The organism is Taibaiella koreensis, assembly GCF_003545715.1.
Lineage (GTDB): Bacteria > Bacteroidota > Bacteroidia > Chitinophagales > Chitinophagaceae > Taibaiella > Taibaiella koreensis.
On record NZ_QVNU01000006.1, the window covers coordinates 363897 to 383817 of the forward strand.

The following is a 19921-nucleotide window of genomic DNA, read 5'->3' on the forward strand; positions in this document are numbered from 1 at the left end:
GAATTGTTTTTCATCTGTTCAGGGATTAAACCGTATTTGCTGCATATCAATCATCTTTCGTCCCTTCTCTGAGCTGCAGAGTAGTACAGCAGATAGTAAATGATCAGTTTGGTGGATTGAAAACATGCTGCCCCAGAATGCCATACGGAAGCTCAAATTGCAACCTTGCCACCCGTCACGGCAATCGTTGCACCGGCAATATAGCTGCTTTCATCAGAGGCTAGGAACACAAAAGCAGGGGCTATTTCGGCCGGTTGAGCTGGCCTCTTCATAGGTGATTCTTTACCGAAGTTTTCCGGATCGGGCATGGTAGACGGTATAAGTGGAGTCCAGACTGGCCCAGGAGCAACTGCATTTACCCGGATACCTTTATCCTGCTCCAATAGCATTTGGGCAAGGTTCGCTGTAAAATTCTGTATCGCACCTTTCGATGCGGCATAGGCCAGTAGCACGGCATTAGGATGATAAGAGTTTACGGATGCCGTATTAATAATAGAGCTACCGGGCTTCATCCAAGGCTCCGCTGCTTTACATAAATAAAATATGCTGCGGATATTAGTCGAAAAGGTACGATCCCATTCTTCAGAAGAAACGTCTGACAGCTTTTCGTGGGCCATTTGAAAGGCGGCGTTATTGACCAAGATATCGATCTGGCCAAATTCGTCGATAATGGTATCAATGATCTTTTGGCAATCTTCTTCCTTACGGATGTCTGCCTGGATCAGGAGCGATTGTTGCCCTGCCTCATTTACCCAGTGCGCTGTTTCAAGCGCGTCGGCCTCTTCAGATGGATAGCCATAACAAATGGCAACGTCGGCGCCTTCTCTTGCAAAAGCAATAGCAATAGCCTTTCCAATTCCGGAATCAGCACCTGTAATAATTGCTTTTGCACCCTTAAGCTTACCTGTTCCTTTGTAAGACTCCTCTCCATGGTCTGCACTGGGTTTCATCCGTGACTCCTGGCCAGGTATTTCCTGTCGCTGTTTGGGAAAAGGAGGAATAGCATATTTGGTATGAGGATTAGAAAAGGTAGCCATCGTAATTTGGTTTGAAGGTTGTTGGATTTTGGTTAATAAACCGTGTGAGCAAGTAATAGTTTTTAAAAAAAAGTAAAAAGTTGAGCGGCGTATCAAGTCGTAAATTCCAGGCAGATAAGAAGGCTTAGAATGCCTATTCTGCACGGTGAACCATAATTTGCAACACATTCAGCAGAAAGGTATATGATTGATAATGTAGGCTAAAAAGAGAAAAGGCTTGGTGGTGTCACCCGAGCTATTAAAGAAAATGGTCTTATTCTTTGGGACTTTATGGAAATTTAAAGGCTTACTACATTATGAAAAGATTAATTACTGAAAATTCTCTAATCTGGAATGTAACTCGGTTCAAGTAAGCACTTGAACATCGTCTATATGTTTGCCATTCTAATATACTTCCTCTTCAGCATGCAGTGCAAGAATTTACCCTTATCGGTATTAACGTTCCCCATTCATTTAGTAATATGTTAGACGATGAAGCTAACTTTTCAGACACATTGACCTGAGAAGGAGAGGACTGTCTTCTGCTTATGGTGAGATATGCAACGCGGTATATTTCTTGCTTTACTTTTTTTACGGACCTGTCTTTGTCCGTGTAAGGAAAGCTTTTGTGTATGGCCATTATTCTTTCCGGGATCGCCGGTACTTTTATCATGACGATGTTTGTATGGATGGTCGGCGCTGCAACAGGATATCAGCTAGCTGTACCACGTATATTGGGTACGTTGTTTACGTTTACCACCACACCCTCCGGTAAAGTGTCCAACAGGCTTGTTGCCCTTATTTGGGGTAACCTATTACATTATGCTATAGGCATTTTCTTTTCAATGGTCTATGCACTTTGTCTTGCAAGACATTCATTAACCAACGGAATTTTAGGAGGAATAGCCTTTGGTGCGATTGCCGGAATTGTGGCGGTAGCGACCTGGTTGCTGCTACTGAAACTACATCCTCTGACGCCGAGAATACGGATCGGTATTTTCCTTTGCGCAATCTACTTAGGCCATATCGTGTTCGGCATAGTACTGGCACTGATTCACTATTTATACTCCGGCTATTTTTAATCCTGATCATATGATAAACAGAGATGGCTTTTCTAAAAGCTTATGGCAAAATGAAGCACAGGCGGAACTTGCACAACGTTCTATGCCTGGCTATACCTTCGACGTGGTCGTTATAGGAGCGGGCATTACCGGGGTAACCACGGCTTTGCTGTTGCAGCAATCAGGTAAGCAGTGCCTGCTGCTGGAAGCCCATAATGCAGGCTTCGGAACCTCATCAGGCACTTCTGCGCATTTGAATACCCTGCTTGATACACCTTATCCCGACGTTATCAGTAAATTTGGAAAGCAGAAGGCCATGCTCGCCGCCCAGGGGGCGGCAGAGGCCATTGCCATTATAAAAGGGCATGTGGACAAATATGCTATCGACTGTGATTTTGCCTACAAAACGGGCTATCTTTTTTCACAGAACGAGCGGGAAAGCCAGCAGTTGACTGAAATATCCAAAGCACTTGAAGTTGTCGGTATTTCGGCAGAATGGTCGGATGGGATTCCGGTACCGCTTCCATTCGATAATGCTATCAAGGTTGAACGACAGGCCCAATTTCATCCCACAAAGTACCTTTCCGCATTGCTGAGGCAATATATAGCAGACGGCGGCAACTATTTGGATCAAACAGCTGTAGACCATGTTGATTCGGATGGTGCTGTTCAAAGGGTGTCTGCGGGCAAGGCTATTTATCAGGCAACCGACATCGTTTATGCCACACACATTCCGCCGGGTCTCAATCTTCTACACCTCCGCTGTGCGCCTTATCGGTCTTATGTGCTTGCGCTTAAACTAGCCAGGGATAAATATCCCGATGGTCTGGCTTACGACCTCAAAGAACCGTATCATTATTTCCGGACTGCTATCCATGATGGCCGGCCGCTCCTGCTTGTCGGCGGGAACGATCATAAAACAGGACACGAGGCCAAGGCTGAACATGTCTTCAGCGAACTGGAAGCATACGCCCGTAAATACTACGAAGTGCAAGCTGTCGCTTACCGCTGGTCGTCCCAGTACTACATACCGGCAGATGGCCTGCCTTACATCGGCCATCTGCCCGGCGGTGGCAATCATCAATTTGTTGCCACCGGTTACAGCGGCAACGGAATGATCTTCGGCACACTGGCAGGCCGCATCCTGTGCGACCTCATCGTTTCAGGAGAGAGTCCGTATACCACCTTGCTATCTCCATCAAGGATTAAGCCCGTGGCCGGTTTTAGCCGATTCATCAGAGAAAATGCTGATGTGCTGAAACATTTTGTTTCAGATCGCATCTCACAACAATCCCTGACCGAACTGTCGGAGCTGGCAAAGGGAGAAGGTCGTGTTGTTAAATACCAGGAAAAGCAGGTAGCGCTATATAAAGACGAGTATGGTAAGGTCTATGCCCTACACCCGGTATGCCCGCACGCCGGATGTATTGTGCAATGGAACAGTGCCGAGCAGAGCTGGGACTGTCCCTGCCATGGTGCAAGATATGCAGCGACCGGAGAGCTGCTCAATGGGCCGGCTTCAAGGGGATTACGCCACATAGGGCTCGACGATTAAGGACCAGGACACCGGCAAACGAAAGCTAAAAATTTATTTTTCACCACATAAAAACCGATAGTATTATGACACAAACCAAAACAGCGCCGGCGAAAGGCACTACACGCAAAAAGCGTACGACGCAGGAAGAGGGAGCCCTCATGGAGTTGTTCGTCAATTCTCTCAAAGATATTAACTGGGCAGAAAAACAATTGGTCAAAGCGCTAAAGAAGATGGCCAAAGCTGCGACATCGGAAGAGCTGGGCAAAGCCTTCGAAGACCATATGACACAAACAGAGGGCCATGTAGAGCGTTTGGCACAGGTATTTGAACACCTCGGCAAAAGACCGGCCTCTAAGAAATGCGAGGCCATGGAAGGCCTGATCAAAGAGGCGGAAGAGCTCATCGAAGAAACAGAAGAAGGTTCGGAAGTAAGAGATGTCGCGCTTATCGCCGCCGCCCAGAAAGTAGAGCACTATGAAATGGCGACCTATGGCACTTTACGTACGCTGTCGGCTACACTGGGTTTGAAAGGTGCAGAAAAGTTGTTGCAACAGACGCTCGACGAGGAAAAGCAAACGGACCAGCTGCTTACCCAGATCGCGGAAGGCTCTGTCAACGAAGCAGCGGCAAGTGAATAATGGAAAACGAAGGTTTATGAACCATCCATCCGATGTCGCGGACCTTGCTGTTGCGCCGCCAAACAAAATTATGTTGAAAGGATTCCTGCTGCTTGCTGGGCTCCTTTTGCTGCTGGCTTCGTGCCGTACCGGAAACCGGCCGCCAAAGGGAACAGCTCTCTTCAAAGGTTTTTGTAATCACCGGCGCTTCCAGCGGCCTGGGCAGGGGTATTGCGCTGGAAGCCGGCCGCTGTAAGGCTATTGTGGTGCTGGCCTCCAGGAATCGTTTGGAGCTGAATAAGGTCGCGGCTGAGATCGAAGCTGCAGGCGGGCGGGCCCTCGTGCTTCTTACCGACGTTTCTTCGGATGAGCAAATGGCAAGCCTGGCAGACACTGTGAGCAAACGCTTTGGCCGCATCGACATCTGGATCAACAATGCCGGCGTAGCGATGAAGCAGTTTATCCTCCAGGGTTCCGGCGTGCTGATCAATATCGCATCGGTAGAAAGCAATATATCAACCGCTTACCAGGCCGCCTACTCGGCATCGAAAGCCGGCGTGCAGAATATTGGCAATACCAGACGGCAGGAGCTGCGCCTGAATGGTTATAAAAAGATCAGGGTGGTGACCATATTGCCTTACGCGCTGGATACTCCGCTATGGGATCATGCGGCAACATATATCGGGCATGCTCCCCGCATGATGGCACTAGATCCCGCCTGTAAGGCCGTGAATGTACCGTGCACGCCTGTATACGCGGACGCCGGTCAATTGCTGTGGGCTGGAAGGCGAAAACCGCTTTGGCCGCGTGGAGCGGATAGGATCGGATATGACACACAAATACCAGACGACTAAAACACCAGAAAAGCCACCAGGCCCCGGCAATCTCTACCACACCTTACCAACGCAAGGTGTTGAAGGTGGCCTGAAAGAAAGGATGAAGAAAGAAAAAGACGCTCGAAAAAAGTAACCGGACAACCCTAACGCCTCTTACTTTCCGGTCTCCATATGCGGCGCGTCGACAGGCTTGGACTCCGGTGATCCTTTTTGTCTCAGGAAGATGGAAAGGATAACGATAGAGGCTACTGACAGGAATTCGCTCTGCCAGTTCTGGAAGGTCTCAAACCAGAACTGAGGCTCTTGTAGAAAATCAACAATACTTTTCGGCGGCTTGTGCTTTAAGCCTTCCTGTTCATTGAACTCCCTGTAGCTTCCATACAAATGGCCGGCCCAGCTGATCAGGAATAGCAAAAGAAAAGCAATGGACAGAGAATGCTGATAAAGCCGCAGCCGCCATCCGCCTTTTTTTACAGGACCAGGTGCATCGGGGCGCGTCGGATCAGGAACACGGTCTACCTCCTCCGGCTTACCGATATCTTTCGATTCTGCAGAACCGATCTGTCTCAACGAAATCGTGAGCACAACATATAAAGCCATTTGTAGAAACTCGCTCTGGAAATTTTCAAAAGTTGCCGCGTAAAAATGACCGCTGCCCAAATAGCTTAAAAAGCCGGTTTCCGCTACACCAGAATCGGACAGGATTTCATTATGTTCGCGCCATCCAAAAAAGGCTTGTGCTGCCAGGGCCAGCAGGAACAAGGATATAAAAACAACTGAAAGGCTGTTCCGGTACAAAAAGCTTTTTTGCTTATACTTCGCCATCATGTTAATTTTCCAATAAGTGAATAATCGTTTTCGCGATCTGTTCAATGGTCAGATCAATGATTTCTGCTGGCTCACCTGTGAAGATCTTCTTTCGCTCGAGGATCTCACGACCATACAACACACAGTAGAACATGGTCCCAACCGGCTTTCCCGGTTGTTCGCTTCCACCTGTTGTCGTCAGACCAGTAACAGCCACAGCCAGATCTGCGCTCATCAATTGCTGTATACGAACAGCCATTTCCCGAGTTACCTCTGCAGATTCAGGCGTAAATTGTTTGATCATTGCGACAGTTATACCCAGTACTTCTTCTTTGATATACGCATTGTAGCATACCAATGCCCCCTTCAGAACCTCACCCGAAAAAGGCGTCTGGGAAAATGCATAGGCCAGCTTTCCGGCCGTAGCACTTTCGGCAAATGCAATGGTCAGTTTCCGTTCGGCTATTAGCTCGCTACATGTCTCGATTATCTGTTGGTACGCTGCCATCTTTTCTTCTGGCTTTTGTTTTTTCTTCCTGTAGGTCGTCCGCCGCATCAATAGAGTGCGACTTGTGAATATCATCATCCTCCTCTGCCTTGTCCGACAAGCGCTGGTAGTAGCTATGTAGTGTATCCAGTTCAGATTCCTGCAAGTCTTCGATATCCACCATGCGATTGCTCGCTTTTTGACTGGCTGCGATCAATTCGTTAAGCTTTAGCTGGATTGCTTTGCTATCCTTATTTTGGGTCTTCTGAATAAGAAATACCATAAGGAATGTGATAATGGTGGTACCTGTATTGATTACCAGCTGCCAGGTATCGGAAAATTTAAAAACCGGACCAGTGATAATCCAAACTAATACCGCACCTGCAGCAAAACCAAAGGCCATTGAAGATCCCGTCCAGCAAGTAATTTTATTGGCAAGCTTTTCAAACCCGCTTTCTTTTTTCTTAGTACTCATATGATGGATTTAAAAGGGAGAAACGAAAGTCTCTCCCCTGTGGTTATCTTTTATTGAGTGCTATTGAAGCATATTTGGTGAATTAATCATTTTTTCTCATTAAAGCTATGCAGGCACTTTTCGCGCTGTTTCCCGCTCCCAGAAACGATGTAATTTTATAGCCGCAATAAAATTATCCTCAAGCACCGTCAAATCATCGCTCACTATTAAACCGTCATTCTTCCCGGCTGTACCCTTTGTCACACTTTTTGCAAAATAAGTTTGTTCCAACACCTGCATCGCCTGCTTGTCGGCGGCTATTGCCTTGCAATGCCTGTAGGCTTCATTAAGAAAATGGATGGCATCGGAATCTGCGGCCAGCGTCGCCACGCAGTTTGTACCTCCCGGAATATAAACAGCATCATAGAATACGGAAGCAGCAGTGAGGAAACTGTGATTGATCGGCACCATTGTATCGTCTTCGGCTATAACCACACCTTGCCGCGGAGCAATGATCTCTGTAACGGCGCCCTGATCACTCAGCGCATCCTGCATCTTTATCAGGGTAGCGCTGTCGACCCCATCTGCCACGAGTATCGCTATTTTACGGGTTTGGATCGTATCCTTAGCGGTATGCTCCATGCTGAGAGCCTCCGAGCGTTCCAGCGAAGGCGCTGTAATTACTGGCTCAAAGTCTTCGGGGTTGCCATCAGCGGGTATACTTTTGTTGATCGGCTGTTCCGGCTCTGGTACCTCAAGGCCCAGCTTAAGCGCAACGCTTGCCGCCAGTGTGCCATCTACCAGGGACAAAATGCCCAGCATGCGCTTTCGTATTGCCAAGGTTTCTACCTTTCCCAGCTCAAAGGAAAGCGCATCGATCATATGTTGTTTTTCCGGCTCAGACTGACTATTAAAGAACAGCTTTGCCTGACTGAAATGGTCGAAGAAGCTGCGGCTCCTGCTCCTTACTTTTTGTGCATCGATTTTTTCAGCAAAAGAAGTAAAGCCACCATCGGCCATGCCTGCCTGGAAAGGACAACCGCTTCCCAATGAGTTGGGATGATAGGCCACCCTGCCTTTATTGATCTGTTGCCGCATAAAGCCGTCGCGTTGGTTGTTATGCACCGGCACTATCGGTCTATTGATGGGGATCTCATGAAAGTTAGGCCCACCCAGACGTATGAGCTGCGTATCGGTGTAGGAAAAGAGCCGGCCCTGCATCAACGGATCGTTGGTGAAATCGATACCGGAAACGACATTGCCCACATGAAAGGCTACTTGCTCTGTTTCAGAAAAGAAATTGTCGGGGTTGCGGTTAAGGGTCATTTTACCAATGCGCCGCAACGGTACCAATTCTTCGGGAATGATCTTCGTAGGATCGAGCAGGTCAAAATCGAACTTATGTTCATCGGCTTCGGCGACGACCTGTATACCCAGCTCCCATTCGGGAAAAGCGCCATGCTCGATAGCGTCCCAAAGGTCGCGCCTGTGAAAGTCGGGATCTTTACCGGATAGTTTTTGCGCCTCGTCCCAGGCGACGGAGTGAACGCCCAACAGAGGCTTCCAGTGAAATTTAACGAAATGGGATTCGCCCGATTCGTTAATCAGGCGAAAGGTATGTACCCCGAAACCTTCCATCATGCGATAACTTCGCGGGATAGCCCTGTCGCTCATCAGCCACATGATCATATGCGTCGACTCAGGCATCAGGGAAATAAAATCCCAAAAGGTATCGTGCGCCGACGCTGCTTGCGGCATCTCGTTATGAGGTTCCGGCTTAACCGCGTGGATAAGGTCCGGGAATTTGATTGCATCCTGGATAAAGAACACAGGCATGTTGTTACCTACCAGGTCGAAGTTGCCTTCCTGCGTGTAGAATTTTACGGCAAAGCCACGTACGTCGCGCGCAAGATCCGTAGAACCTCTTGAGCCGGCAACGGTAGAAAAGCGAACGAATACGGGCGTTTCGACTGTTGTATCATTTAGAAAACCAGCCCTGGTCAACTGGGGTATCGGCTCATACAATTTAAAAACGCCATGCGCTGCCGAACCACGGGCATGCACAACCCGTTCCGGGATACGTTCATGATCGAAATGGGTCATTTTTTCTCGGAAGAGAAAATCCTCCATTAATGTTGGACCCCTATCGCCTGCTTTAAGCGAATTCTGATCGTCATTGATTTTCAAACCTTGGTTGCTGGTCATTTCTTGACCCGAACCCTGTTCGGTATCCGGCGTAAGATCTGCTGCTTTTTTATTCGGTTCGGCGGAATTAGGTGCGGAGGTGTCTGACATAATTTTTCTTTTAGCAGATGGAGGAAAATTGTTTTATTCAGCCCAGGGATCAAGCACAACCTTAACGCAGTTATCCTCTTTGTTTTTAAACATGGCGTAGCCGTCTGCTATCCTGGTCAGCGGCAGCCTGTGTGTGATGATATCATTAAGTTTCACTTTTCCTTCCTGTACATAGCCCAACAGTTTATCGATATGCTTGTGCGCCGGAGCCTGCCCGCCTTTCATGATGATCCCTTTATCAAAGAACTGGCCCAGCGGAAAATTGTCATAGGTAGTAGGATAGACACCCAGCACCGAAACAATACCACCTCGCCGGACCGCACTCATACAGGCTTCTATTACCTTAGGCGATCCCTTCTCCATATGAATCACTGCTTTTGCGCGATCGAGGAACGAACGATCGGGTTCAAAACCTACGGCTTCGATGCACACATCTGCGCCGCGGCCGCCGGTAAGGCTCCGTATTTGTTCTACTACGTCCTTTGCCGTGTTGCCTTCCCAAAGGATGGTGTCACATTCAGCGGCGTTCCTTGCCATATCAAGCCGATAGGCCAGCGTATCGACGACAATGACGCGACCTGCATTCCGAAGCCGCGCGCTCTTTGCGGCCATGATCCCTACCGGCCCCGCTCCGAAAATAGCTACCGTTTCCCCACCTTTTATTTCTCCCCAGTCGACCCCGGTATATCCTGTGGGAAAGATGTCGGTAAGGAACAGCACTTGCTCATCAGTCAATCCATCCGGCACTTTGCGCGGGCCTACATCTGCGTAAGGGACCCGCACATACTGCGCCTGACCGCCATCGTAGCCACCGTACAAATCGGTATAACCGAAAAGTGCGCCGCCTTTCTCGGTCAGTAATCCACCTTCTGGGCCGTAATGTTCCGGATTGCTCTCTTCACATTGACCTGGCAGATGATGAGTACAAAAGAAGCAGTGGCCACAGGCAATAGGAAAGGGTACGACAACGCGATCGCCCTTCTTAAGATGAGTTACCGCTTTACCGGTCTCTTCTACGATGCCCATAAATTCGTGACCGAGCACCATGGGGCGTGGCTGAGGAATACTGCCCGAGTAAATGTGCAGGTCGGAGCCACAGATCGCGGTCGCAGTCACTTTAAGAATAATATCCGTTTCATTTTTTATCCCCGGGTCAGCTACCGTATCACAGGTTACTTTTCCGGGGCCGTGTATCACAGCTGCTTTCATATCATTTGTTTTTAGGGTTAACCGGTTCCTGTTGTTTGTGCATCTGACCGGCCTTTACACTATCGGGAAGTAGGGCGCTAAGTGCTATGGTTAGCTTATTCATAAAGCCAGATACTACCATGTCATCGCCATTCATCAATGCTTCATAACCATCTTTGGCCACTTGGGCGGGATCAGCCAGCTTTCCTTCCTGTACTACCTTTGATTCCAGCATGTCCGCTTTAGCAAAAAAATCGGTATCGGTGGCGCCGGGCAGTAGAGCGGTAATCGTAACGCCAGAATCCTTGTTTTCGTCCCGGATCGCTTCTGTAAAGGATTGTACAAACGCTTTGGTGCCATGGTATACCGACTGAAAAGGCCCAGGCGCTTTGCCGGCAATTGAAGACAGATTTAAAATGCGTCCCGCCTTGCGGGTAAGCATATCCTTAAGGAACAGCTTGGTGAGCACAACCAGAGAAGCAATATTGAGCTGAATGATATCCAGCTCGCGCTGTATATCTGTGTCTGCAAATTCTCCGTATTGCCCCTGGCCGGCATTATTGACCAATATATCGACGACAACATTTTTCTGTATTAGTTCATCATACAAATCAAAAGCAGCCGTAGGATCAAACAAGTCTTTCGAAATGGCAAGTATAGTCACCCCGTGAATTTGCAGCGAGCTCTTTGCTTGTTCTAGTTCGCCAGTGTCCCGAGCTACGATGACGAGATTGTGGCCATTACTGGCGAAGATCTTAGCTAATTCGTAACCGATACCCGAAGTGCCACCGGTAATTAGCGTGTAGTTTGAATGCTTATCCATTGCTTATTCGTTTTGGTTAATTGGTCATCAGCTAAAGCCGCTCTAAATGGGATAGAAACATGGGGTTCGGATTAATGCCGCAATTGAATTCAACTTTAGTATCGAACTTGCAGTATGTATGTAGAAACAATCTTTATGCCGGGAAATAATTAATCAGGATTTTTAGTTAAATCCTTAGAAGTCAATTCTCGGAAGCTCCAGCTATTTTCAATAGGGCCATGTAGAAACGAAATTAAATTCCCGTGTCGGGGAATATCTGTAACGCTTATTAGGCTGACATGTCCTGAAAAAAGTTCAGCCTATCTCGTACTTGTAGCAGAAGCTTCAGCACTGTATAACCGGAGTTTCCCTAAAGGGCAAAATGCTTCTTGCATTAACCCGAACATTAACTTACCATTGCTGTTGCAGATTGTATCAATCTATCAAATAACCCTTATAGATATGGATCGACAGCAATTGTACCTGGGAACCAGTGGACTGGTCCTGCCTTATAAAAACCGCCAGGCTTATCCCCTTTCGCTTGAAGGAAAGAGCAGATTGAACATCTACGGTACGCTATTCAATTCTATTGAAATTAACTCCATATTTTATAAGCTTCCCAAAGCCTCGACCATAGGGCAGTGGGTCCTTTCCGTAGGTGGGGACTTTCGATTTACATTTAAGCTCTGGAAAGAAATTACGCATAGCCCGAACCTGGAATTTGATCAAGCTGCATTAGAACAATACTTTGAAGTGATCACCGGCGCCGGGAACAACCCAGGTTGCATTCTTATACAATTCCCGGCATCGGTCCGGTATCCAATGCTAAAAAAGGTAGCATCACTCTTGTCCGAATTGCAGCTGATCAACCACGATCGGTGGTCAGTCGCGGTTGAATTCAGGAGCCCTTCCTGGTATTGTGAGCCAACTTATGATATGCTAAATACATACAATACTGCTATGGTGTTTCACGACAAATCGGGCAGCGCCTCCCCTCATCCGGAGCTGTACGCACCACATACTTACCTGCGGTTTCACGGACCGGAGGGAAATTATAAAGGGAGCTATGACCAGGGATTCCTGTTTGAATATGCTGGATATATTGTGGAGTGGTTGCGTGCCGGAAAGGTCGTATACGTTTACTTTAATAACACTATGGGCGGGGCATTGGATAATCTGCGAACCTTAAAAAAAATTCTTCACGATGATTTTCAGATTGTTTGAATGCATGCCATTCGTTGTTTTCTTTAAGCTTAAGGAGAGTGATAAATTATGCTAATTGGTTATCAAAGCAAATCCTGATAAAACAAGATTTAAAGATCGCAAGTGTTGGCATTTTTTGTAGTCATAAGAACGTCTAAACATCAATACAATGTTCTCACAAATGCTACGCCTTACTAGATTTAATAAGTAGCTTACAATATGTATACCACACCACCAGATGTGCCAGAGTATAGGGTACGTCTTACAGATTTTGCGATAGCAAAATTGCTAGGCCTTAGCCTGGAGGAATATGGACAATTAAACCACAGACCAATTGAGGCTTTCACGGATTCACAAGGGAACATAACAGAGTTCTACATCCGTGTCAGTTCCAATAATTCTCCCCGATTACTGAATAAATTGAATCTTGACGATAGCAATTTCGTAAGATTTGATCCAAAGCGAGTTTTTAAAATGTATGTTTAAAATATAAGCCTCCCAATTGGGAGGCTTATATTTTAAACATAGTTATACTTAGCCTATTATCAGAATAATGTGTACCAGCTAACATCCTTCTGAGCATCTAAATGATCTCATCAAGACAACTCTCCTAAGGCTTTATGTAATGAAGCCTTAGGGGGCGAAGCCTGGACAAATATTGCCCATCAACTCATACGCTGCTTAATCATGACCTTCCGTCTTTACAATTTTATTGTAAATCCCCAATAACAAAAAGGGAGATGCCCACTGTCCGACAAATAATGCGGTATGCTTACATCCTGCAATTTTTAGTGCGAGTGAAACACCCATTGATGCAATCGCAGCGCCGAGAAATACTGTAGATGGAATCTTAGCGGTCTGACTTTCTATTGCTTCCGTTGTTTTACCTTCGTGTGCCATAATTATTTTTTTAAGTTTAATAAAGAAATTTGCCAAAAGATTCTATAGTTTCAGCGGTGGTTTCGCTTATATTTATAGTAATCAATGCTCCTCGCCTGCTTCAAAATTAATATCGCCTTCGGCAATATCTGTAAGCAGGTTATCGGTGTCTTCTTCTTCCTGAAGGGTTCTCTCCAATATTTCGGCAACATCTTCGTGATCGAGCGTCAAGGCCAATTGTATCAGGCCTCCATAAGAAGCGATCTCATAATGCTCTACCTTTTGCGCCGCAATAATCAAGGCAGCATCCCGGGTCATTGATCCTTCTGGCGTAGATTCGATCACGTGCTCTCCTTCCTTAATCAGGCCTGTCATAGCATCACACTTCTTCGCTTCAGCTTTTTGCCCCAGTAAAGAGAATATTTTCTCCAGTCTTGAAATGTGTTTTCGCGTCTGTAATTCATGATCTTCGAATGCATCTTTTAGCGCCTCTGTAGTGGCAGCTGTTCTCATTTTTGGCAAAGCTTCGGTAAGCGCCTTTTCTGCCCAGAGGATGTCTTTGAGCGCGTTCAGGAAAAATAGATTTAGCGGATCTCTGTCATTCGACTTGGCAATTGTTTTCGAAGTTTTGGGTGAGCTACTTGCTGTATCTTCAGTTGCTGTTGAGACAGCAGTTGTGGTTTCTGATTTCATTGTGGCAAAATTTTAAAAAGGGATAAAAAGTATCAAGGGAGAATCGATCATTCCCCCTTGAATATTAAACTTAACGGTTGCGGCCGCCAAATCCGGAGCGTCCGTTATTGGCGCTTCTACCGCCGCCATGGGATGCTTTTCCTCCCATAGAGGATATACGGGTACGTTCAGCCTTACTCATACTGGCAAATCCTCTTTTGCTTGATCCACCTGAACCAGATGATTTTCTGCTCGACGCCCCATTACGGCCGGAAAAATTGTTGTCCGACCCGGATCCCCGGCCGGAGGAACTTCTACCCGAAGACGAGGAAGACCGTGATGACCGGCTATTAGACGATCGACCAGATGAACTGTTGGTACGGGTCCTGCCGGATGTACCCGACGAACGACCGGAAGCTCTTCTTCTACCTGACCTGCTGCTGCGGCCATCATCTTCATCTTCATCATCGTAATCTTCATCATCATCGTAATCTTCATCATAGTCATCATCATCTTCGTCTTCATAGCTTTCTTCGTATTCATCATCATAGTCATCACCGTTCTCACCATCTTCATAGCCTTGTTCATAGCCCGCTCTGTAGCCTTCTTCGAAAGAGTCATCCTCCTCTTCATAATCATTACTACGGCTGTTTCTGCCGGAACTGTTACTGTTACTGCGTGAGGTGTTTCCACCACGATTGGAAGATGTACCCTGACCGCCTGACCGGCCGCTGCGTCGATTGTTTGTCGTTGCCATTGTGTCGATTTTAAAATAGTATAGAGATACCAGGATAAGTCCAAAAACAGTACCTAAATATAAATAGCTATCTATCAGTAGCAACTTTTTTTCAGCAGGGAAAGGGAGGCCTCAATAAGTCCCGATCGGGGAAACATATGGTACAATAGAATAGCGCAGAAGAATTGAATTGGTAGATGTCTGGGTGAGGCCTTAAGTGTTTGTACTGATATTAACCTTTTATAGACTAAAGGTACCGGACACGACTAACAGACAGTGCTATTGCGCATTTGATAGGGCTAACGTTGGCAGAATATCACGAATTAAACCATAACTTTTAGAAGCTTTTCGTAATGGTGCAGGAGAAATTACGGAGTTTTTATTCATGTAAGCTCGAATAACAACAAGAAGATTTTGGACAAATTGAAACTTGATAAGAGCAATTTCATAAGATTTACTCCTAAGGAAGTTTGCAGTTTTTACATTTAATTATATGAATAGATACTTGAGGACTAGGTTCGAAAGTTAAAGTGCCATAAAGCAAACGATCATATTAACAATGGCTTAGTATTTCCCTTGGTTCGACATCTAACGCATTAGCCAATAGTGATAAATAAGAAACGGAGAAGTTGACCTTCCCAAGTTCTATCTATTGATTTGAGAATAGTCTTTATCGCCACAAGCAAAGGCGAGCTCCATTTGGGTTAAGCCCTTTTTCAAACGCAAAGCCCTGATGTTTTCTCCTAACTTCTGGAGAAAGACATCATCTCTATAATAGGGCTTCCTGATCTTCCTTTGCACTGCACAAAAGAAGATTTTAAGGATAATTCGACATAGGGATAATTATCCTTATTTTTGCAATAGCTATGTGCCGCAGCTTAATTTACTGCCCCGAAATGTCTTTGGCACATGTCATCTGCATTCCTATATGTTAGAGTAAGTACTGATGAGCAGGCGCTCAGGGGGTACTCACTTCCATTTCAGGAAAAGAAACTACAAGAGTATTGCTCGCTTTATAAGATACAAGTCATTGATATCATTAGAGAAGATCATTCTGCTAAGACGTTTAATAGACCGGCTTGGAACAGATTAATGCGTAGCTTGAAAGAGCGGCATGCGGCGTGTCCAGATCTCCTTTTGTTTACTAAGTGGGATAGGTTTAGCAGGAACGCATCTGAGGCTTTTGCTACAATTGCAATGCTTAAAAGAATGGGAGTAATGACGCAAGCAATCGATCAACCGCTTGACCTGTCAATTCCAGAGAATAAGATTCTTCTTGCTGTATACATAGCTACCTCTGAAGTAGAAAACGAAAGGCGCTCCTTAAATGTCAAACAAGGAATACATGAGGCAAGAGAACAAGGAAGATGGACTTCTCATCCACCCTTAGGCTATACTTATACTTACACTTGCCTGGGAGAAAAATGTCTGAGCATTAAGGAGTATGAAGCATCATTTATCGAAACCGCTTTTATACTTATCGCGGCCAACCCAAAACGTAGTATTCAATCCATATATGAACAATTACTTGCCGAGGGAATGCAATGCAGCAGAAGTAACTTCTGGAGAATTCTCCAAAATCCGGCGTATTGCGGCAAAGTCTATGTGCCAGCTTTTGATGATAAACCTTCGCACTTTGTCAACGGCAAGCATACGGGGATAGTTTCAGAACTCCTATTTAAGCAGGTACAGCAGACTTTGAGGAGTAAGCGGGGACAGTCAGGTATTTCCGAGTCAACAAACCAAAAGCTCATTTTAAGAGGATTCGTCTCCTGCCCCCAATGCGGTAAGAGGTTAACAGGAAGCCGTTCAAAAGGACGATATGCACACTATTCCTATTATCACTGCTATCGTTGTAAAAGTTTCAGAATCCGTGCAGACAAGGTAAACCAGCAGTTCCAAAATCAAATAGGAACGATAGTCGCTGGTGAAGGATATACCAATATCTTTCATCGTATCCTGAACAGTTTTCTGCAGCAGCAACAGCAAGATGTAGCCAGAACAAAAGTCGTGCTTTCAAATAGTATTCATAAGCTAATTGATCGTATTGTTAAGGCCAATATGCTTCAGTCAACGAATGAAATAACGGTTGAGGACTTCCTGCTAATAAAGGCTGATTGCGAAAGCCACATTAAGCGACTTGCAATGGATTTTCAAGAATCCAAAAGGCAAGAGAAGCTGGCGAAAGTAGCTTTAAAATCAACCCTAAAGAAATTAACGAATCCAGGCTATTTTTGGGCCACCGCAGACATTCTCAATAAAAGGCAATTTCTATACCTTTTAATTGACCAGGAAATTATACTATCAGAACACTTCAAAATGGCCAACAGTTTAATTTGGCAAGCACAAATGGTATATGGTGTAGCTTGCCAGGAAGTGTTCAGGGACGCCCAAAGATTCAATTGGGTTAATGAGCTAGACTCAATTAATCAAGAAATGATATCGGAGATCATACTTTGCGAACAATCGAAGAATAGAACCATTGATGCTCAAAAGGCACAGTATATTCTTGATTTTATGGCTAACATGGTTTTGTTGATATTGAGAATAACTTGGCCTTTTTTTCGGAAAGAATAAAACAAGTGTGATGGATTATTATTCAAGTTTTTACTTGCGTCTATTGGCTTCTAAGCTTCGGCTATAACGTATGTTCACTATTTTTTTGAGAGAGGATATTCATCACCTTCATCCATTCTTTTTAAGAGGCATTTAATTAGCCAATTTAGGAAAGGAGTCCTGTCCTTTTTACGGATTCTCATAGCTTGATAATATCCATAGTAATTTCCAGGTTTTACATCTAGACAATGTCCAAGTACAGTCATTACCTGTTTAATGTTTCCGGTGACAGCTTGTGCATCTACTAAAGCAAAGACCAGTTCATAAAAATGGGCTAGAGAACCTTTCCAAAACACTCGATTAGACTTTGATTCTTTGGATGTCTCACTATCACCGTTTTTATCTTTGCTCTGGTTAACTATTTCAAGATCTAAGTATGAGATTAAATCTTCAATTGCCTGCATCTCCCCAAATTTTGCGCTGTAAACATTGGAAGTATGATTATCAAAGTCGAGATCATTCAGAATTACATGTGCGCATCCTTCTGGATTTCTAACAAAAAATAGTGAATCGTCACAATCTTCGTTAAATGTATAATATTGATAAAGGAAGGCATTCCCCTTAAGTCTAACGCTTAACAAATCAATTTGGCTTTTGTAATAATCTAAAATTGCTTTATTATCTCCAATTGGACACCGAGACTCAATTTCCAAAAGCATTGCATAGTAATCCATTTCGCGTGAAAACATAGGCCGCACTCGTTTGAAATAACATATTTCTTCTTCCTTGTCCTCAAAATTGTGGCTATTTATGAAATTCTTTAGCTCATTTAGATACCTTTTAGATATTAGCGCTGAATCCTTTGCCCTTTGAATATTTGAAAGCGACTTTGCTTTCAAGTTGTAAAGCTCGGATTGCATTTCTGAATAGAGGTGATCGCTGGTAGCCTTAAAATTCATTTAAGTTGGATCTATGTAGTTCGTTGAAGAAAAATGATAATCATAAAAGAATTTACAAGCTATCGGAACAATTATGGTTCAAACGTTCCCTTGTTTTTAGCTGAATGTATGCTCTTCGGCCAAAATCCAATATATACACTGTGTTTATGGCGTTGAAATTTGTTGATTATAAATTAGTTGATAGCGGTTCAAATCCCGTACTCTACTCTTATTAATAACGTTAAGATGTAATATGTAATAGCGATAGTTGCCCGTTATATTATGCTTAAATGAGCATTTGAAATTCAATTATTTAAATGGATTCAGCGAGAGATTATGGAAAACAAATTAAAAATTGAAACAATATGCTCGAAATTAAGAATATCCTATTTTATAGAACTACAAATAGTTGAACTTAAGTGAAATAGAAAAGAGCAAAAAACGTTACTGTTTTTTGCTCTTTTGCGGACTGGACGGGACTCGAACCCGCGACCTCCGCCGTGACAGGGCGGCATTCTAACCAACTGAACTACCAATCCAACACTTTCAATATTACCTTTCTCTGTCGAAAGGAGTGCAAAGATAAGGGCTGGTTTTTAAATCGCAAAATTCTTTTCTAAAAAAACATCTATTACAAAGGCCTGCACGTTTCGGTGCAGGCCCTGGCATATTCTTAGTCTGTAAAAATCCTTAGTAAGCTGCTTTGTATGAAGCGTCAAAAGCACCAAAGGTCATCTTGTCCCAGCTACGGCCACTGTTTTCGCTGCGGTAAATCCCTTTATTGGTGGCAATGAATACATAGGTCCTCGTGGCATCGTTCTTGTAAATATTTTTCTTCAGGGCCATACGGTATACGCTGGTATTTTTTTCAAGGCCCACGGTTGCCGATACGAAAGCACCATTTTCAACACGATATACACCCACTGTATCCGTTCCTACCAGCAGGCTGTTGCCGCCATCGGGAGAAAGCGCACAGTTCCAGTGATGAGAGGTAGGCAGCGCTCCCTGCCCTATGCGGGTCCAGTTAAGCGCTTCATTGGTGCTGTACCATACACCGCCACGTCCCATATAGTCGGTTAAGAAAAGTGTATTGGCATTAGAGGTCAGAAAATAATCGGTGCCATCGGCCCGCAGAAAATCACCTTCCATCAGCGCAGGTTTCCAATTGGCATCAGAACCATCTTTGCGGAACATCAGGTTGTTCAGGCTGGAATAGGCAAACACGACATTGTTGCCCAGTCCCGAAAAGCTGGAGATATTGAAAGCCGGTGGCAGGTTATCGTCCCAAGCGAGGTCTTCCTGCCAGGTTTTACCATTGTCTTTACTTACCGAAATCCCTTTCTCCGTATTGCTACAGATATAAATGCTCTTGTGTCCCGGGAAATCATAAGCCATGGTCTGCCAGGGGAAATGCTTTACATTGGTAAATACCGGGTTGAAATTCTTCCCGTTGTTGGCGCTAAGGTGAAGGTTTTGCTTCAGCATCAGCAGGTTGGTACCAGAGGTCAGGATAAGGTTGGGCGCATAGCCGTCAGGGGGAAATATTCCGGAGAAGGTTGTACCGTCCGTGCTGTTCACGAGCCAGCCCTTATCGTCGGCGACATAGAGGCTGTAAGGCGTTTTGACTACCTTGTCGTTATCCACGCCTATACCATTGTCTTTTTTACATCCCTGCAATGTAACCAAAGCAATGGCCGAGGCTATTAAAACGGAAGGTAGAAATCCTTTCTGCATGTACTTGTAATTTTTTCTCAAGATTATAAAAAAAAGTCTAAAGTACAAAGGAAGACGACAAAAAATGTAGTCCCCGTTGGGTCCCCGGCCGATAAGTGCTATG

18 protein-coding genes and 1 tRNA gene are annotated in these 19921 nt (G+C 45.1%); 6 read left to right on the forward strand and 13 right to left on the reverse strand.

Translation table 11 applies throughout. The features are described 5' to 3' along the window. Nucleotides 1–152 precede the first annotated feature (152 nt). Nucleotides 153–1037, reverse strand: a complete 885-nt coding sequence (locus tag DZK30_RS19865) for an SDR family oxidoreductase (RefSeq protein WP_118975923.1) — start codon at nucleotides 1035–1037, stop codon at nucleotides 153–155. 611 nt (nucleotides 1038–1648) lie between these two features. Between DZK30_RS19865 and DZK30_RS19870 the strand changes: the two genes are divergently transcribed. The 4 genes from DZK30_RS19870 to DZK30_RS19885 all read left to right on the forward strand — a co-directional run bounded on the left by DZK30_RS19870 (nucleotide 1649) and on the right by DZK30_RS19885 (nucleotide 5085). Beyond that, complete coding sequence (locus DZK30_RS19870; protein WP_118975924.1) at nucleotides 1649–2098, forward strand: hypothetical protein; 450 nt, start codon at nucleotides 1649–1651, stop codon at nucleotides 2096–2098. Nucleotides 2099–2108: 10 nt separating this feature from the next. Further along, the gene (locus DZK30_RS19875) at nucleotides 2109–3632 is read left to right on the forward strand and encodes an FAD-dependent oxidoreductase (protein ID WP_118975925.1); all 1524 of its coding nucleotides are present in this window, start codon (nucleotides 2109–2111) and stop codon (nucleotides 3630–3632) included. A 65-nt stretch (nucleotides 3633–3697) separates the two neighbouring features. Continuing rightward, entirely contained in the window at nucleotides 3698–4252 is a 555-nt protein-coding gene (locus tag DZK30_RS19880) for a YciE/YciF ferroxidase family protein (protein ID WP_118975926.1), read from the forward strand. Nucleotides 4253–4344: 92 nt separating this feature from the next. Beyond that, nucleotides 4345–5085, forward strand: a complete 741-nt coding sequence (locus DZK30_RS19885) for an SDR family NAD(P)-dependent oxidoreductase (protein ID WP_118975927.1) — start codon at nucleotides 4345–4347, stop codon at nucleotides 5083–5085. A gap of 135 nt (nucleotides 5086–5220) precedes the next feature. On the opposite strand, the gene DZK30_RS19890 is transcribed toward DZK30_RS19885, so the two are convergent. The 6 genes from DZK30_RS19890 to DZK30_RS19915 form a co-directional block, all read right to left on the reverse strand. Beyond that, the gene (locus tag DZK30_RS19890) at nucleotides 5221–5895 is read right to left on the reverse strand and encodes a DUF6766 family protein (RefSeq protein ID WP_240432958.1); all 675 of its coding nucleotides are present in this window, start codon (nucleotides 5893–5895) and stop codon (nucleotides 5221–5223) included. Between the two features lies 1 nt (nucleotide 5896). Next, on the reverse strand, nucleotides 5897–6382 hold the full coding sequence (locus DZK30_RS19895; protein ID WP_118975928.1) for a CinA family protein: 486 nt from the start codon (nucleotides 6380–6382) through the stop codon (nucleotides 5897–5899). Next, a complete protein-coding gene (locus DZK30_RS19900; protein WP_118975929.1) occupies nucleotides 6348–6836 on the reverse strand; it encodes a low affinity iron permease family protein in 489 nt (162 codons plus the stop codon). The genes DZK30_RS19895 and DZK30_RS19900 overlap by 35 nt, the downstream gene beginning before the upstream one ends. 105 nt (nucleotides 6837–6941) lie before the next feature. After that, nucleotides 6942–9110 carry a catalase gene (locus DZK30_RS19905; RefSeq protein WP_118975930.1) on the reverse strand — a complete coding sequence of 723 codons (2169 nt, stop codon included), beginning with the start codon at nucleotides 9108–9110 and terminating at the stop codon, nucleotides 6942–6944. Nucleotides 9111–9143: 33 nt separating this feature from the next. Next, complete coding sequence (locus DZK30_RS19910; protein WP_118975931.1) at nucleotides 9144–10319, reverse strand: zinc-dependent alcohol dehydrogenase; 1176 nt, start codon at nucleotides 10317–10319, stop codon at nucleotides 9144–9146. Nucleotide 10320: 1 nt separating this feature from the next. Continuing rightward, nucleotides 10321–11121, reverse strand: a complete 801-nt coding sequence (locus tag DZK30_RS19915) for an SDR family NAD(P)-dependent oxidoreductase (RefSeq protein WP_118975932.1) — start codon at nucleotides 11119–11121, stop codon at nucleotides 10321–10323. Nucleotides 11122–11562: 441 nt separating this feature from the next. Here DZK30_RS19915 and DZK30_RS19920 point away from each other — a divergent pair, with 441 nt between their 5' ends. Beyond that, on the forward strand, nucleotides 11563–12324 hold the full coding sequence (locus DZK30_RS19920) for a DUF72 domain-containing protein (protein ID WP_162903269.1): 762 nt from the start codon (nucleotides 11563–11565) through the stop codon (nucleotides 12322–12324). Between the two features lie 660 nt (nucleotides 12325–12984). Here the strand turns inward: DZK30_RS19920 and DZK30_RS19925 are convergent. The 3 genes from DZK30_RS19925 to DZK30_RS25995 form a co-directional block, all read right to left on the reverse strand. Further along, nucleotides 12985–13203, reverse strand: a complete 219-nt coding sequence (locus DZK30_RS19925; RefSeq protein ID WP_118975933.1) for a hypothetical protein — start codon at nucleotides 13201–13203, stop codon at nucleotides 12985–12987. Nucleotides 13204–13284: 81 nt separating this feature from the next. Then, a complete protein-coding gene (locus DZK30_RS19930; RefSeq protein ID WP_118975934.1) occupies nucleotides 13285–13875 on the reverse strand; it encodes a YciE/YciF ferroxidase family protein in 591 nt (196 codons plus the stop codon). 177 nt (nucleotides 13876–14052) lie between these two features. Further along, the gene (locus DZK30_RS25995) at nucleotides 14053–14655 is read right to left on the reverse strand and encodes a hypothetical protein (RefSeq protein WP_162903270.1); all 603 of its coding nucleotides are present in this window, start codon (nucleotides 14653–14655) and stop codon (nucleotides 14053–14055) included. A gap of 844 nt (nucleotides 14656–15499) precedes the next feature. Between DZK30_RS25995 and DZK30_RS19945 the strand changes: the two genes are divergently transcribed. Next, nucleotides 15500–17167 (forward strand): recombinase family protein, encoded by a 1668-nt coding sequence (locus tag DZK30_RS19945; RefSeq protein ID WP_118975936.1) that lies wholly within the window; start codon nucleotides 15500–15502, stop codon nucleotides 17165–17167. Between the two features lie 77 nt (nucleotides 17168–17244). Here the strand turns inward: DZK30_RS19945 and DZK30_RS19950 are convergent, their stop codons facing one another. From DZK30_RS19950 to DZK30_RS19960, 3 genes are all read right to left on the reverse strand, one after another. Continuing rightward, the gene (locus DZK30_RS19950) at nucleotides 17245–18105 is read right to left on the reverse strand and encodes an RteC domain-containing protein (RefSeq protein WP_118975937.1); all 861 of its coding nucleotides are present in this window, start codon (nucleotides 18103–18105) and stop codon (nucleotides 17245–17247) included. Between the two features lie 444 nt (nucleotides 18106–18549). Further along, nucleotides 18550–18623: transfer RNA gene (locus tag DZK30_RS19955), tRNA-Asp, on the reverse strand. A gap of 151 nt (nucleotides 18624–18774) precedes the next feature. After that, on the reverse strand, nucleotides 18775–19818 hold the full coding sequence (locus tag DZK30_RS19960; protein WP_118975938.1) for a WD40/YVTN/BNR-like repeat-containing protein: 1044 nt from the start codon (nucleotides 19816–19818) through the stop codon (nucleotides 18775–18777). Between the last annotated feature and the right edge of the window lie 103 nt (nucleotides 19819–19921).

Coding starts and splice junctions, on each gene's coding strand:
- DZK30_RS19865 (WP_118975923.1), bottom strand. CDS start 1,037: ATGGCTACCTTTTCTAATCCTCATACCAAATATGCTATTCCTCCTTTT.
- DZK30_RS19870 (WP_118975924.1), top strand. CDS start 1,649: ATGGCCATTATTCTTTCCGGGATCGCCGGTACTTTTATCATGACGATG.
- DZK30_RS19875 (WP_118975925.1), top strand. CDS start 2,109: ATGATAAACAGAGATGGCTTTTCTAAAAGCTTATGGCAAAATGAAGCA.
- DZK30_RS19880 (WP_118975926.1), top strand. CDS start 3,698: ATGACACAAACCAAAACAGCGCCGGCGAAAGGCACTACACGCAAAAAG.
- DZK30_RS19890 (WP_240432958.1), bottom strand. CDS start 5,895: ATGATGGCGAAGTATAAGCAAAAAAGCTTTTTGTACCGGAACAGCCTT.
- DZK30_RS19895 (WP_118975928.1), bottom strand. CDS start 6,382: ATGGCAGCGTACCAACAGATAATCGAGACATGTAGCGAGCTAATAGCC.
- DZK30_RS19900 (WP_118975929.1), bottom strand. CDS start 6,836: ATGAGTACTAAGAAAAAAGAAAGCGGGTTTGAAAAGCTTGCCAATAAA.
- DZK30_RS19905 (WP_118975930.1), bottom strand. CDS start 9,110: ATGTCAGACACCTCCGCACCTAATTCCGCCGAACCGAATAAAAAAGCA.
- DZK30_RS19910 (WP_118975931.1), bottom strand. CDS start 10,319: ATGAAAGCAGCTGTGATACACGGCCCCGGAAAAGTAACCTGTGATACG.
- DZK30_RS19915 (WP_118975932.1), bottom strand. CDS start 11,121: ATGGATAAGCATTCAAACTACACGCTAATTACCGGTGGCACTTCGGGT.
- DZK30_RS19920 (WP_162903269.1), top strand. CDS start 11,563: ATGGATCGACAGCAATTGTACCTGGGAACCAGTGGACTGGTCCTGCCT.
- DZK30_RS19925 (WP_118975933.1), bottom strand. CDS start 13,203: ATGGCACACGAAGGTAAAACAACGGAAGCAATAGAAAGTCAGACCGCT.
- DZK30_RS19930 (WP_118975934.1), bottom strand. CDS start 13,875: ATGAAATCAGAAACCACAACTGCTGTCTCAACAGCAACTGAAGATACA.
- DZK30_RS19945 (WP_118975936.1), top strand. CDS start 15,500: ATGTCATCTGCATTCCTATATGTTAGAGTAAGTACTGATGAGCAGGCG.
- DZK30_RS19950 (WP_118975937.1), bottom strand. CDS start 18,105: ATGAATTTTAAGGCTACCAGCGATCACCTCTATTCAGAAATGCAATCC.
- DZK30_RS19960 (WP_118975938.1), bottom strand. CDS start 19,818: ATGCAGAAAGGATTTCTACCTTCCGTTTTAATAGCCTCGGCCATTGCT.